A 14,095-nucleotide genomic window follows, 5' to 3' on the forward strand; every position below is an offset into this window, starting at 1 on the left:
TCTCAGCGCGCCAGGTTCCGCGTGTGAGCGCCGGGCATGGCGGCTTGGCTTGTCTGTTGCCCTCATGAGTCTTCGCACCCGGACATGGCGGATGTACGTTCCCGGCCGGAGCCGCCCGGGAACGCTTTCCTAATCCGCGGCCAGTTCCCGGCCCAGCTGGAGAAGGCCCGGATCTTCGGGTGCGGCCGAGAGCGCCTCGTCCAGCACCTCGCGCGCCGCTTCGGCCCCATCCGTCGCCGCCGCGAGGCGGACGAGCATGATCCAGGCGTCGCTCCGCTGCGGGTCCATCCGCACCGCCTCGCGGAACGCCGCCGTGGCGCCGGCAACGGAGCGCATCGTCAGCGCCATCCCGGCGAGCTGCAGATGCGTCTCCGGGAAGTCGAGCCGGCTCGCGAGCGACGCTTGCCATTCCGACATCGCCGCCTCGAGCGCCGCCTGTGCCTGGCCGGGCAATCGAACGATCGGGCTGCCGAGCATCGCGCGCGCCGCCGCGATCCGCACCGGCCGGACCGGGTCGCCCAGGAGCCCGATGACCCGCATCACCCGCTCCTGCGGCGGCGCCTTGATCTGGAGCCCCAGGGCGGCGGCCCGCACGAGCGGATCGTCGTCCTCGAGCAGCGTCGCGAGGCGGTTCACGGGCTCAGGCGCGTCGGCATTTTCCAGAAGCCAGAGCGCGGTGGCGCGGACGATGCCGGGCTGGCTTTCGTCGGCGGCGAGGTCGGCGAGATCCCCGGCGGCGGCGGTGGGATTCTCGCGGCCGTGGGCGAGTACATTGCCGAAATGTGGGCCGCGGTTGTTGCTCATCGGATACCAGGCCGCGATCCGCTCGGCGGCCCAGCCGGCGGTCTGGTCCTGATGGCAGGTCGTGCAGGCGTCGGGCGCAGCGGTCTCGGCCGCGAGGTCCGGCCGCGGGACACGGAAGGAATGATCGGCGCGCCAGTCATTGCCCATGTAGACGCGCTCGACCATGTGGCAGCTCTTGCATTCGGCGGCCGTCGTGCCCGGCGCGTGGAAGTGGTGCGCGGCGCTGTCGTAGTCCGCCGGCTCAAGGCTCGGGAAGTCCGGGTTGCCCGAGGGGTTGTGGCAGCGGGTGCAGACCGCGTTGCCCTCCGCCACCAGCTCCGCCGTATGCGGGTCGTGGCAGTCTCCGCAGCCGACGCCCTTCGCGTACATCTTCGACTGCAGGAACGAGCCGTAGACATAGACCTCGTCCTGCGACTGGCCGTCCGCGTAGTAAAGTCCGGGCCGCAGCAGCGAGAGGTTGTAGGACTGGTGATAGGGCGTGCCGGGATAGGGCGAGCGGTCGTCAAGGGCCTCGCGACGCGAATGGCAGGTGGCGCATTGCTGGATCATCGAACCGGTCGTCGCGAAGGATTTCGAGAAGCCGACCGCGTCGAGGTCGAGGCTGTACCCCTTGATCTCCTTTCCCGCGGCCCAGGCCAGATGCGCCTCGCCCGGCCCGTGGCAGGCCTCGCAGCCGACCCCGATCTCGGCCTCGAACGAGGCATAGCTCCGCTTTGCCGGATCGTAGTTCTTGCGGTACCCCGTGGCGTGGCACTCCGCGCAGCGGGCATTCCAGTTCTTGTAGGGCCCGGTCCAGTGCAGGCCGTCGCCCGGTGGCAGGTCCTGATCGGGATAGAGATGGAACCAGCGGTGCGCCTCGCTGTCCCAGACGACATCGAAGCTCTGCAGGCGGCCCGGCTCGGTCTCGAGGAGATATTGCTGCAGGGGCTCGATCCCCGCGACGGAATGGACCCTGTATTCGGTCGTGCTGCCTTCCTTCTCCGTCACCTCGACGAAGTAGCCGCCGTCTGCCCCCAGCCGGAACCGCGCCGTCATGCCGTCATGCGCGAAACTGGTGCCGTCGAAATCCGCGATCACCGTCTCGGGCGAGGGCTCGGTCCAGGCCAGCGCGTGGTGCGAGCCCGACCAGCGCGCGGTTTCGTCGGCATGGCACCCGGCGCAGGTGTCCGACCCGACATAGGCCGGCGGCACCTGCGCCGCGGCGGGCAGGCCGAGCAAAGTGAGAACGATGGCAACAAATCTCAATCGCATGGAACTGCCTGTCACGAGCGGCCGGGAGCCGGGTTGAGAGGGGGAAGGAGAACCTTCCTTCGATGCCGGAGCGCATCGTACCGCAGCGACGGCAGGATGCCGGCAAGCCCGCGCCAGCCGTCCTGCGCCCCCGCGCCCGCCGGTCCGTAGCGCGCCGCCCCGAGGGCTGCGAGCGCGGCCCCGACACGCGGGTCGCGTCTCGGGTCGGCGCCGGGAAGGCGCGATGCCCACTCGTCCAGCGCGGGCCGCAGCGCGGCGTCGTCGCGGCGGCGGACGGTCCGGGTCAGCATTCGCCAGGCCCTTTGTTCCGACACCAGCCATCGGGCGCGGTGTTCTGCCACCCGGTGGCGCACGACCGGCGTGAGCCAGCGCAGCACCACCCCGAGGAGCGCGAGCCCGACCGCGCCGGCAAGGGCCGCGCCCGCGATCCTGCGCCAGTCGCGTGGAGCCTCCACGGGAGCGAGCGACACCGGCGGGCCTTCGACGGACAGCGGAACAGGATCGGCGCGGGCGGTCTCGACCTCTCCGGTCGCGAGGTTGAACCAGTCGAGCATGATCGCCGGCGCCTCTCCGGTCCCGCCGCCTTCCGCGATCAGCGTCACGCTTTCCTTTCGCGTGCCCGAGAGGACGCCGCGCTCCTCCCGTTCCTCGACGACCGGCTCTTTGGCATAGGCGCGGAAGCCGGGTATGTCGTGCGCTGGCAGCAGCACGGGCAGGAACATCGGCGAGGCGCCCCCAACCATCACCGTCACGTTGCGGATCACGCTGTCACCCGGTGCCAAACCCTCGGTCTCACCCTCGATGCTCTGCTCGATCGTCAGCGTATCGGCGGCGATGAAGGGGTCAAGCCCCTCCGCCCCCGCGGGCACGACGCCCGAGAAGGCAATCGGCTCGGTCGCGAGCAGGGTCTCGCGCGCGGCGTTCGTTTCGGGATCGGCCCAGCTCACGGCCACTTCCTGCGCCGGCAGCGCGAAATTGCCGGCGATCATCGGCGTGAGCAGGTAGCGCCGGCTCACGCCCGCCCAGGTCGCGCCGTCGATCCGGCGGCTCGTCGGCCCGCTCGATGCCATCCGGACCCGGATGTTCGGGATTTCCATCGCGGGCCAGGCAGGCGGATCGGGCAGGAAGGTCGGCACCAGAACCGTCAGCCGAAGCGACAGCGGCTGGCCCGGGATCGCCGCCGTCTCGTCGAATTCCATCTCAAGGACCGGGCCCTCCTGTGCGGAGGCGGGAAGGGCCAAAGCAAACAGCAGAAGGATGACGCGCATCATTCCGGCGCCTCCCCTTGGGCCTCACCGGCAGCGGCGAGCGACTCCAGCAGGAACCGGCTCCTGAGAAAGTCGCCCGTGCGGGTGTCCACCGTGTTCATCCAGGCTTCCGCAGTCAGCATGCCCTCGCCGGGTCCCTCCTCGGTGGCTTCGATCTCCGTCTCCGCGCCGCGTCCCGATTCATTGTCGAACACCACCTCGTCGGCGCCGATCCCCTGTTCCTCGCCGGTGTCGGACTGTTCGCGCACGCGCTCGACGTAGTCGACGATCTCCTTCGCCACGGCGAGGTTCTCCGCGGCGGCGGCATGGTCGGGGTCGCGCGCGAGCGCGGTCTCGAAGGCGCGCACGCCGTCCCGGTAGCCGCGCGACTTCATGTGCGCCATGCCCTTGATGAAAGCCGCGTCGGCGGTCTCGACCCGCGCAAGCACCTCGACCGCCGCCTCGTACTGGCCCGACCGGTAAAGTGCGTAGCCGCGCCAGAGCGGGTCGATGAAGGCCTCTGCCGCGGCAGAGAAATCGTTGCGCTCGAAGGCGAGGCGGCCCTGCTGGTCGGGCGTGAAGAACCAGTCGGCGATGCCGTCCGCCTGCGCCCGGTGCGCGGGAAGGCACAGCGCGAGCGCGGCAAGCACGACCCAGCGCATCGTCCATCCGCGCCGGAACCAGAGCAGCGTCAGCAGCGCCGCCGGCCAGGCGAGCCAGGCGCCCCGGTCCCGCCACGGCAGCTCGCTGTTCTCCAGCGCGGCCCGCGCCTGCGCCGCGTCGAGCATCCGGTCGATCCGCACGACATCCGCCTGATCGGGGGTGACCGGCAGGACCGGCACGGCGGACAGCCGGTCGAAACCGGCATCGCCCTGACCGGCCGGGAGCATGGCAAGCATGATCGCAGAGCCGGCCGCCTCAAGGCTCGCCGCGTCGGCGGGATCGAGCGCGTCCGCGACGAAAAGGACCGCGCCCGGCCCCTCCTCGCCCGCGAGAAGGCCTTGGGCCAGCGTCACCGCCGAGGCCGCGCGGTTGCCCTCCTCGGGCATCACCTCCGGCGCGAGCCCCTCGAGATAGGGCAGCATCACGCCGGGATCCTCCGTCATCGGCACGACGCCGTGGGCGCTGCCCGCATAGGCTACCAGAGCCGTGCGCGCCCCGGAGCGGAGGTCGAGCAGGTCGCGGATCTTCTGCTTGGCGCGTTCCAGCCGCGAGGGCGCGATGTCCGCCGCCTCCATCGACGGCGTCACCTTCAGGGCGACAACGAGGGCGGCCGATTGCGCCACGAACGGGTCCGGCTGGCGCGACCAGGTCGGCCCGGCCGCCCCGAGGCACAAGAGCGCCATCGCGAGCGCGGCGCCGTCGATCGGCAGGATCCGCAGCCGGCTGTCGCCGCCGACGGTGAGCGCCGCGCCGAGATGCGGGGCGATCCCGGTCCGCACCGGCGGCCGCCGCGTCGCGCCGCGCCGCACCGACCACCAGAGCGCCGCGATCGGCAGGAGCGCCAGCAGCCACAGCGGCCGCAGGAAGTGGAACGCCTCGAGCGCGAGGTCGAAGCCCGTCATGCCGACCTCCTCTCCGTCGCGGGCCCGGCGCCAAGGCGCGGGCGCAGGTGCAGCACCGCAACCGCCCCGAGCGCGATCAGCGCAGCCAGTCCCAGCGGCCAATGGGCGAGGGACTGGCGCGGGCGGTAGGACAGCGTCTGGGTCTCACGCGGGGCGAGGGTGTCGATCCGGTCGTAGACGGTGCCCAGCGCCGCGACGTCGTCGGCGAAGAAATAGGCGCCTCCCGTGCGCGCGGCGATGTCCCGTAATGCGCCGAGATCCACCCGCGCCTCGCCCCGCGCCTCAGGATCGCCGACGCCGATGGCATAGATCGCCACGCCCCGGCTCGCGGCGATCTCGGCGGCGTTGACTGGAGACATCGCCGAGGCCGTGTCCGATCCGTCGGACAGGAGGATCAGCAGCCGCTGCTCGATCTCGGAGGCCTCGAAGGTCCGGATCGCGAGGCCGATGGCATCTCCGAGCGCGGTATGCGGCCCCGCCATGCCGACGCTGGTCTGGCCCAGGAGGCCGGAAACCGTGTCGAGATCCTCGGTGAGCGGCGCCTGGACATAGGCCTTTGAGCCGAAAACGATGAGCGCGGCCCGGTCGCCCTCGCGCCCGGCGAGGAACTCTGCCACCACCTGCTTCACCGCGGCAAGCCGCTGCAGCCGCTCGCCGTCGGGCGTCTGGAAATCCTGCGTGCCCATCGAGCCCGAAATGTCGATCGCGAGCACCACGTCGCGCGCCGCCTTCACCCGCTCGACCGGCGCGCCGACCCGTTCCGGCCGCGCGAGCGCGAGGACGACCAGCGCCCAGACGATGACCGCCGCCGCCATCTGCAACCGTGAGCGCGCAAGCACCACCGCGCCCGGTTTCGGCTCCGCCCCGGCGGCTTCGGCAATGCGGCGGAAGAAGGGAAAGCGCAGCCCCTCGACGCGCCGCCGGTAGGGCGGCGCGAAGCGCCAGACGAGGTAGGGCAGGGGCAGGAGGATCAGCGCCCAGGGCAATGCGAGCTGGATCACGACGCCCTCCGGTGCCCGCGGATCCACCGTATCGCGGCGGCGCGAAGATCCGCCGCCCCGGCCTCGCGCGCATAGGGCGCGCGGATAAGGGCGGGGCCGAGGGCTTCGGGAAAGCCGCCCGTCGCGTTCAGGAACGCGACCCAATCCGGCCCCGCCAAGCCCGCCACCTCGCGCCGTGGATAGGCGGCCAAAGCGGTCCGGCGCAGGATCGCCGCAATCGCGGCGGGATCGTTCCCGGCGGTGGCGAGCGCGGCGAGCGCGGTTCGCCGATAAGCGTTCGCGCGCCAATGGAGCCATCCCCGCCAGAGCGCGTAGGCGAGCGCCGTGAGAACAAGCGCGCCAAGCACCCACCATCCCGCGGTCTGCGGCACCAGCGAGACGGGGGCCGGGACCTCGGGCTCGATCAACCGGCCCATCAGGTCCACGAGGTTCACGTTCGCGTCTTCGCCGTTCATCGCGGCCCGAGCCCCATGAGCCGGCGCATCTGCGGCAAGGTCTCCTCGCCCGTCGAAAGCGGCAGGACCGGGGGGCCGTACTTCCTCTGCCAGTCGAGCACCGTCGCGAGCCGCCCCTCGGCCATCTCCGAAAGCGCGCGGTGCCGCGCCTTGTCGCCGGTGTCGATCTCGGCCTGGAGCGTGCCATCCGAGACGACGAGCCGCAGCCCCTCGGGCAGGTCATGTGCCATCGGATCGGTCACGAGCCCGAGGATCAGGTCATTGCGCCGGGCAAGGCCGGAGACGAGGCGCTCGGCCTCATCGTCGACGCCGTCGAAGTCCGAGAGCACGATCACGAGGTGGTTCTTCGGTGCGATCCGCGCGGTCGCGCGCAGGATCCTCGACAGCGGCATCGCCTCCACCGCCGGCGCGTCGGCGCTGAGAAGCCCGTTCGCATCCGCGATCGCGGTCAGGAACCGCCTAAGCGCGGCGCGGCTGCGCTGCGGCCGGATCTCGGCGAGGGTCGCGTCGCCGAAGACGATCCCGCCGACCCGGTCGCCCTGGTCGAGGATGCGAAACGCCGTCAGCGCGGCGGCCTCCGCCGCCGTCACCGACTTCATGTTGAGCCGGGAGCCGAAGAACATCGACATCCGCTGATCGACGACGATCAGCGCCGGGCGGTCGCGCTCCTCGGTCATCACCCGCACATAAGGCTCGCCGGTCCGCGCCGTCACCTTCCAGTCGATGGAGCGGACATCGTCTCCGGGCAGGTAGCCGCGCAGTTCCTCGAAACTGAGCCCGCGCCCCCGGAGCCGCGAGGCGTGGCGGCCGTTCAACACCGAGCGGGCGGGCTGGCGCGGCAGGAAGCTGAGCGCCCGCGACCGGGCTTCGAGCGAGAGCAGATGCGGCAGGTTCGTCCGGATCCGCGTGTCGCCTTCGGGTGCCGGATGGCCCGGCAGGGTGGCGGTTCGGCTCCGGGCGGCGAGGTCGCGCATCAGGGCAGCGCCACCTGCGCGATCAGCTCCTCGACGACGCGGGTGGCGCTCACGCCTTCGCCCTGCGCCTCGTAGGTCAGCATCATCCGGTGGCGCAGCACCTCGCGCGCGATCGCGCGCACGTCCTCGGGGTCGACATAGTCGCGGCCGTTCAACCAGGCATGGGTGCGCCCGCAGCGATCGAGCGCCAGCGAGGCGCGCGGGCTCGCGCCGACCTCGATCCAGCGTTTGAGATCGTCGCCGTAGCCCTCCCGGTGGCGGGTCGCGTTGACCAGATCGGCCATGTACCTCTCCATCGCCGGGGCGACATGGATCGCGCCGATCTCGCGGCGGGCCGCGAAGATCACCTCCTGCGAGATCGGCGCCGGCTTCTCCTTCGGCTTCTCCTTCGACTGGGTCGCGATCTCCTCGCCGCGCACCAGCCGGATCACCTCCACCTCGTCCTCCACTGGCGGATACTCGATGAGGACATGCATCAGGAACCGGTCCATCTGCGCTTCGGGCAACGGATAGGTGCCCTCCTGCTCCACCGGGTTCTGGGTGGCCATGACCATGAACAGGGGCGGCATCCGGTGGGTGGTGCCGGCCACGGTCACCTGCCGCTCTTCCATCGCCTCGAGAAGCGCGGCCTGCACCTTGGCGGGCGCCCGGTTGATCTCGTCCGCAAGGACGAGATTGGCAAAGATCGGTCCCGGCTCGAAGCGGAACTCGGCCGCGCCCTCGGCCTGATGGTAGACCTCGGTGCCGGTCACGTCCGATGGCAAGAGGTCGGGCGTGAACTGGATGCGCGAGAAATCGCAGTCGAGGTTCTTCGCGAGCGATTTGATCGCGCGCGTCTTGGCGAGACCGGGCAGGCCCTCGACCAGAAGGTTGCCGTTCGCCAGAAGCCCGATCAGCAGCCGCTCGATGACGTCGCGCTGGCCGATAATGGCCTGACCCATCCGGGCGCGGAGCTCTTCGATTGCGTCGCGCGCCGTCATTCTGCCGTCGCCTTCGCCGTTCCGTCGCCGGACGCCGGCAGCGCCTCCGTCAGCGGCAGTCCCAATGCGCCCGAGGGCGGCTTGGCGCCGAGATAGGCGGCGATGGTCGGGGCGACATCGACGGTCTCGACCCTGCGCGAGACCCGCGCCGGCGCGATTCCGGGGCCGGCGACGAGGATCGGCACGTGGCTGTCGTAGGTCCAGGGCGAGCCATGCGCCGAGGCGACCGTGAGCCCGTCGAAATCGGCGATGAACCAGTGCGGATCGAAGACGACGTAGATATCGCCCGACCGGTCCGGGTTGAAGTTCGCGAGCACCGCGTCCTGGATCTTGCCGCGCGGGACCGCGCCCTCGCGCAGCGCCGAGCTTGGGATCGCGTAGGCGATGCCCGGCAGCTTCTCCAGCTCGTCGGCCACGACCCGCTCGACCTCGGCCTTGTCGAGTCCCCGCGCCGCGATCGCCGCCGTGTTGAGGTAAAGGTAGGGGTTCGAGTAGTTGAGGATCAGATCCCGGCTTTCCCCGAATTCCGCCCGCAGCCGCACGAAGCCGGGCTCCGTGTCCACCCGCTCGAAATCGAAGGTTCCCGCCTCGATCCCCAGCGTCGCGAGATAGCCCGGATGCTCGGGTGCGCCGTGATCGGCCGACAGCACGATCAGCGTCCGGTCGAGCCCGACGCGTTCGTCCACATGGGCGAGGAGGTTGGCGAGCGTCCGGTCCAGACGCGCGAAGTTGTCCTCGGCTTCGAGGCTGGACGGGCCGAAGAGGTGCCCGACATAGTCCGTCGAGGACAGGCTCACCGCGAGGAAGTCCGGCACCGCGTCCTGCCCGAGCCCCTCGGCGTCGATCAGCGACTTGGCAAAGTCCACCGTGATCTCGTCGCCCGCCGGGCTGAGCGTCAGGAGCGTCGTGAAATAGCGGTTGTCCGCCTCGCCCCAGGCATGCGGAAAGGTGCGCCCGAAGCCGGGGAAGTCGGTCTCCCAGGGCTGGTCGTCGCTCGTGCCGAACATGTAGGTCTCGGGCGCGGCCGAAAGCTCCCAGCTCTGCCCGGCATAGCCCGCGACGGTGCCCTTCGCCTCCCATTCTGCGATCCATTCGGGGTAGGCGTCGAGGTAGAAGGTGCTGCTGACGAACCTGCCCTCGGACTTGGAGAACCAGTAGGCGGTGCCGGCATGGCCGGCCATCGAAATCGCGCCGCGATCCTTGACCGAGACGCCGAAGACCTTCGACGCAGGCCCGAAATGAAGCGCGATCTCGTCCGCGACCGTGGAGGTCAGGATGTTGCGCGGCGAGCGGCCGTCGGTCGTGGCGGCGCGTTGCGTCGGGTCGATCTCGGCCGAGGCGTCCACACCGGCGGCGCCGACGAGCGGGAAATCAGGGTCCTGCACGTTGTAGAACTGGGTTCCGGCGACGCGGTCGAACCACAGGTTCGCCACCATGCCGTGGATCGCGGGATCGGTGCCGGTCGCCAGCGTCGTGTGGCCGACGATCGTCTCGGTATTTGCGTGCCGGTGATGCGCGTTGGCGAAATGGACGCCGTGATCCAGCAGGTAGCGGAAACCGCCGTCGCCGAGGTGGCGTCCGTAGCGATCGATCAGGTCGCCCCGGAACTGGTCGACGGTGATCTGGAGCACCAAGGGCGGCGCTTCCTGCGCCTGTGCCGCAACGGCGATCTGAAGCGTGCCCAGAAGGGCCGCGCAATAGCTCGTCCTCATGATTGTCTGCCCTCTCCTGAGAGGGCGGGGCCGCGCCCAGACGCGGCCCCGCACTATTCCCGTCAGTTGGACGCGGTGCCGCCGTCCTGAAGCTTCCGCATCACCTGGTCGATCGAGAAGCTGCCCGGCGTCTGCCGCGGCGGATATTCGACGAAGGTCTGCAGGAACGCCCCGACGAAGGCCTGTGCCGGAGCGAGCACATAGGCGCGCCGCAGCCGCCAGTCCGAATAGTAGATCGATTCCTCGATCGCGCGCTCGAACGGGTCGGACAGGAGGTTGATCAGCTTAGGCAGGCGCAGGAAGATGAAGGGCTCCTCCCAGACCTCGAAGCCTTCGGCGCGCTGCTCGGCGAAGACGACCTTGTACTGGTCGTAGCGCATGGCGAGCAGGTCGCCGGTGTCCGAGAAGTAGAAGAACTCGCGCCGCGGGCCCTTGTCGGTCTCGCCCGCGAAGTAGGGCAGGAAGTTGTAGCCGTCGAGATGGACCTTGGTGTTTTCCTCGCCGAACGGCGTTTCCTGGAGCATCTTCTCCTTCATGTCCGGATCGCCGAGCGCAGCCATGATGGTCGGGAACCAGTCGAGATGGCTGATCGTCGCGTTCGAGCGCCGGCCCGGTTCGATAACGCCCGGCCACTTGACCAGAAGCGGAATCCGGAATCCGCCATCCCAGTTGTCGTTCTTCTCACCCTTGAACGGTGTCGCTCCGCCGTCGGGCCAGGAGAAGACCTCGGCGCCGTTGTCGGTCGAGTACATGACGACCGTGTTGTCGGCGATCCCCAGCGCGTCGAGCTTGTCGAGCATCTGGCCGACCATGCCATCGTGTTCGACCATGCCGTCGGGATAGATGCCGAGCCCGGTCACGCCCCGGCTTTCCTCCTTCAGATGCGTGAAGATGTGCATGCGCGTGGTGTTGTACCACAGGAAGAAGGGCTTGTTCTGCGCGACCGCACGGTCGATGAAGTCGAGCGCGCCGGTCGTGACTTCCTCGTCGATCGTTTCCATGCGCTTGCGCGTGAGCGGTCCGGTGTCCTCCTCCTGGCCGTCGGCAGTCGCCCGGATGACTCCGCGCGGACCGAAGTTCTGGCGGAACTCGTCGCTTTGCGGATAGTCCTCGTTCTCCGGCTCCTCTTCGGCGTTCAGATGGTAGAGATTGCCGAAGAACTCGTCGAAGCCGTGGTTCGTCGGCATGTGCTCGGCAAGATCGCCGAGGTGGTTCTTGCCGAACTGGCCGGTCATGTAGCCCTTGGACTTGACGTATTCCGCGATCGTGGGATCGCGCGGGTCCATGCCCTCCTTCGCGCCCGGCAGGCCGACTTTCAGAAGCCCGGTGCGGAAACCGGATTGCCCGGTGATGAAAGCCGCCCGGCCGGCGGTGCAGGACTGTTCGCCATAGGCATGCGTGAAGAGCATGCCTTCGTTTGCGATCCGGTCGATGTTCGGGGTCTCATAGCCCATCATGCCCTGGTTGTAGGCCGAGATGTTCCAGTACCCGACATCATCTCCCCAGATCATGAGAAAATTCAGAGGCTTGGCGTCCTGAGACAAGGCCGGCCCGGCCGCCATCATCGCCGCCACCGCAAAAACAAATCTCTTCAATTCCTTTCCTCCCTGTTCTTTTGTCTCCGTTGATTTTCGTAATTGTGCGCGAAGCGTAATAGTGGAGGGCCGAGTCGCACAACCCCGTTTGCCGCCTTTCGGACACCTTCCTGCCGCAACGGAAGGTGCTGCCATGCCCCTGAATCTGGACAATTTTGCAGACATCGCTGCCCTCGGCAGGGTCATCGCATGAGATCAAGGATCAGGATTGCCAGCCGGGCACCGGCCGGCCGGTCGTTGAGGCCGCTCACGCGGGCCGGTCGAACTCCGGCACCCGCGCGCGCCTGAGCGCCTGCGCCTCCGCGAGGATTTCCGCCCCGGCCTCTCCCGGCAGGTTCGCCGCGAGGCGCAGCGTGATGTCGGACGACTCGCGGCTCAGCCAGACCGGCGACTTCTTGAGGAACGGAAAGCCGCATTCGTTGATGGTGAAGTCGGCCAGTGCATAGCTCGATCCCTGCCGCGCGACGCCGGTCAGGATCAGCCGGATCAGGTCCTGCCGGCCGGGCCTTCCCTTCAGCGCCGCGTGCTTGACCGCGAGCATGCGCCGGTCCTCGGGCACGATCAGGTTGTCCGCGATCTCGCGCAGCCGGGCATCGTCGAGGGCTGCCAGTTCCGCATCGAGGCGTGTCAGGTCGCAGGTGACGCCGTGGCTGAAGTCGCGCGACAGGATCCACTTGCTGAGCCCGATCTCGCCGCGCCGCACGGTCCGGTTCTTGCGGTTGGTCAGCGGGAAGTTCCGCCAGAACCGCAGAAAGTCGGGATCGGCGAGAACCCGGTTGCCGAAGAGGAGCGCGAAGGAGCAGAAATGGAAGTTCCGGTGGCTGGTGCGGTAATTCCACTCGATGCTCTGGAACTCTGCCGGATCGACACGCGGAATGCCGAAGTTCGACGCGGCGGCCGCGAGATCGACGTTCAGCCCCTCCGCCTCGTCGAGCCAGTCGTTGCGGCCGGGCAGGGCGAACCAGGTGGAATCGTTGATCAGGAGCAGCCGGTCGAGCGTCGCGACCCCGGCCGCGACCGCGTGGACCCCGTCGCGATAGCCGCCGAAGTCGTAGCCGAAGTTCGGCCGTTCGATGCAGAGATGGCAGAGCGGCAGGACCCGGTCGCGGTCGGCGGCCTCGAGCGCGAGGTTCGACACGACGACCGGCGCATAGCCCTTCGACGCAAGGTATTCGAGACTGCGCAGATGCGAGGCCTGGAGCCCGTGATTGGGATAGATCAGATAGATCGCGACTTTCGCAGTGGCCGGCACCGCGCCCGCGGTCCTGCGGATCTGGCCCGCCAGCGCGAGATCGTAATATTTCGCCGCGAAGAGATAGGTCGCCAGAGCGCCGGGTGCCGCGCGCGTCTGACGAACGAAGCGACGCAACTCGCGCCCGATCTTCCAGAACGGCAGCTGACTGGCTTTGCGTCCCAAGATGTCCCGAAGCTCCTCGATCACGCGCGGGGTTCGCCCCCGCGCGGGCGGCGCGCCCACCCGGCTGTTAGATGAGGAACCGGCCCGCCCGGCGCAAGGGCAATTTGCAACGCGACGAGCCGGAGAACCACCGTGACGAGCCCGCACGCGTGGTTTCTTGGCATTGGTCAGCCGAATGAGGGGCCGCTCGCAAAGACATGATCGGCACCTGTCTCGCAGAGAGCTGTGCGAATAACATGAAGGGGCGTTGGAAACCACTCGCCTCGCCAACACCAATCAGATCGACACCGGCATCAAGCCGGCGATCGGAAGACAGGCTGCGGTCTCGCATGCTCATTCCGATACCGTGATGATGTAGGCGGACATTGTCGCAGGGACGGCCAAGAAAAGGAGGAGCCGCGGTGGCGTCCCCACGGGAGGCGCGGGCGTGGCGAGCCGCGCGGCCGTCATACTAGGCCGTGTCGACAAATGGGACTCACATGGCGCCATGATCGTCGCGCAAGCCGGCATCCGCAGTGGGGACAAGCCAGGCACGAGAGCTGATGCCTGACGAGGTGCGGGCGTTACACGAGCGCTTCATCCTTGCCGCCCGTGCCCCGAATGGGTGCAAACCCGCGAACAATCGTCTTGTTCTGGACGGGATACCTGGATCGCACACACCGGTTCGCCGCGGCGCGGTTTGGCCGAGGAGTCCGGCATGCGGTCGTCGGTCTGTCGTCAGTTCCGGCGCCGGACGCGGGCGGGGGCAGCGGGAGCGGATCATGGACGCACGAATGAGGCCGGGTTAGTGCCCGAGCCCTGCGTCACACTCGGCGACCGTGGCTATTTCTCTGACGACGTTCGCAAGATCAAGGGGGTGTGCAACTAGGCGCCGGTGATCCCCATGCGGATGACCCGCAAGCTGCGCGTCGTCGACTTTCGGATCTGCGCAACCTGGTCGAGCGCTCCTTCGAAATGCGGGAAAACGCCTGACGAGTGGCCACACATGCGGCAAAGCGGCGGAAAGCGTCCACGACCTCAACGACATCACGCCGATGCGCCTATGGCTCCGCCGTTCGTCAACATGACCCGGCTTCGACTCCGGAACAGGTGGA

10 protein-coding genes and 1 pseudogene are annotated in these 14,095 nt (G+C 68.8%); 1 reads left to right on the forward strand and 10 read right to left on the reverse strand.

The features are described from left to right. Positions 1-129: 129 nt before the first annotated feature. The 10 genes from OM960_RS10450 to OM960_RS10495 form a co-directional block, all read right to left on the reverse strand. Positions 130-2,055 carry a multiheme c-type cytochrome gene (locus OM960_RS10450; RefSeq protein WP_264771914.1) on the reverse strand — a complete coding sequence of 642 codons (1,926 nt, stop codon included), beginning with the start codon at positions 2,053-2,055 and terminating at the stop codon, positions 130-132. A gap of 11 nt (positions 2,056-2,066) precedes the next feature. Further along, a complete protein-coding gene (locus OM960_RS10455; protein WP_264771915.1) occupies positions 2,067-3,326 on the reverse strand; it encodes a hypothetical protein in 1,260 nt (419 codons plus the stop codon). Continuing rightward, on the reverse strand, positions 3,323-4,867 hold the full coding sequence (locus OM960_RS10460) for a vWA domain-containing protein (RefSeq protein ID WP_264771916.1): 1,545 nt from the start codon (positions 4,865-4,867) through the stop codon (positions 3,323-3,325). The genes OM960_RS10455 and OM960_RS10460 overlap by 4 nt, the downstream gene beginning before the upstream one ends. Further along, a complete protein-coding gene (locus OM960_RS10465) occupies positions 4,864-5,868 on the reverse strand; it encodes a vWA domain-containing protein (RefSeq protein WP_264771917.1) in 1,005 nt (334 codons plus the stop codon). Before OM960_RS10465 ends, OM960_RS10460 begins: the two co-directional genes overlap by 4 nt. Further along, positions 5,865-6,323, reverse strand: coding sequence for a DUF4381 domain-containing protein (locus OM960_RS10470; RefSeq protein WP_264771918.1), 459 nt, complete (start codon positions 6,321-6,323; stop codon positions 5,865-5,867). The genes OM960_RS10465 and OM960_RS10470 overlap by 4 nt, the downstream gene beginning before the upstream one ends. Further along, positions 6,320-7,297, reverse strand: a complete 978-nt coding sequence (locus tag OM960_RS10475) for a DUF58 domain-containing protein (protein WP_263338176.1) — start codon at positions 7,295-7,297, stop codon at positions 6,320-6,322. The genes OM960_RS10470 and OM960_RS10475 overlap by 4 nt, the downstream gene beginning before the upstream one ends. Beyond that, positions 7,297-8,277 (reverse strand): AAA family ATPase, encoded by a 981-nt coding sequence (locus OM960_RS10480; RefSeq protein ID WP_264771919.1) that lies wholly within the window; start codon positions 8,275-8,277, stop codon positions 7,297-7,299. The genes OM960_RS10475 and OM960_RS10480 overlap by 1 nt, the downstream gene beginning before the upstream one ends. Beyond that, on the reverse strand, positions 8,274-9,989 hold the full coding sequence (locus OM960_RS10485; RefSeq protein ID WP_264771920.1) for an alkaline phosphatase family protein: 1,716 nt from the start codon (positions 9,987-9,989) through the stop codon (positions 8,274-8,276). The genes OM960_RS10480 and OM960_RS10485 overlap by 4 nt, the downstream gene beginning before the upstream one ends. Before the next feature lie 62 nt (positions 9,990-10,051). After that, positions 10,052-11,584, reverse strand: coding sequence for an arylsulfatase (locus tag OM960_RS10490; protein WP_354003553.1), 1,533 nt, complete (start codon positions 11,582-11,584; stop codon positions 10,052-10,054). Positions 11,585-11,831: 247 nt separating this feature from the next. After that, the gene (locus tag OM960_RS10495; protein ID WP_264771921.1) at positions 11,832-13,001 is read right to left on the reverse strand and encodes a rhamnan synthesis F family protein; all 1,170 of its coding nucleotides are present in this window, start codon (positions 12,999-13,001) and stop codon (positions 11,832-11,834) included. Between the two features lie 515 nt (positions 13,002-13,516). Here OM960_RS10495 and OM960_RS10500 point away from each other — a divergent pair. Further along, positions 13,517-14,068: pseudogene (locus OM960_RS10500) on the forward strand (IS5/IS1182 family transposase). The last annotated feature ends 27 nt before the right edge of the window (positions 14,069-14,095 follow it).

The organism is Defluviimonas salinarum (genome assembly GCF_026013545.1).
In the GTDB taxonomy this organism is placed as follows: domain Bacteria; phylum Pseudomonadota; class Alphaproteobacteria; order Rhodobacterales; family Rhodobacteraceae; genus Albidovulum; species Albidovulum salinarum.

What these genes read in the sequence shown, in the direction of transcription:
- OM960_RS10450 (WP_264771914.1), bottom strand. Translation starts at nt 2,055, where the DNA reads ATGCGATTGAGATTTGTTGCCATCGTTCTCACTTTGCTCGGCCTGCCC.
- OM960_RS10475 (WP_263338176.1), bottom strand. Translation starts at nt 7,297, where the DNA reads ATGCGCGACCTCGCCGCCCGGAGCCGAACCGCCACCCTGCCGGGCCAT.
- OM960_RS10460 (WP_264771916.1), bottom strand. Translation starts at nt 4,867, where the DNA reads ATGACGGGCTTCGACCTCGCGCTCGAGGCGTTCCACTTCCTGCGGCCG.
- OM960_RS10470 (WP_264771918.1), bottom strand. Translation starts at nt 6,323, where the DNA reads ATGAACGGCGAAGACGCGAACGTGAACCTCGTGGACCTGATGGGCCGG.
- OM960_RS10480 (WP_264771919.1), bottom strand. Translation starts at nt 8,277, where the DNA reads ATGACGGCGCGCGACGCAATCGAAGAGCTCCGCGCCCGGATGGGTCAG.
- OM960_RS10455 (WP_264771915.1), bottom strand. Translation starts at nt 3,326, where the DNA reads ATGATGCGCGTCATCCTTCTGCTGTTTGCTTTGGCCCTTCCCGCCTCC.
- OM960_RS10485 (WP_264771920.1), bottom strand. Translation starts at nt 9,989, where the DNA reads ATGAGGACGAGCTATTGCGCGGCCCTTCTGGGCACGCTTCAGATCGCC.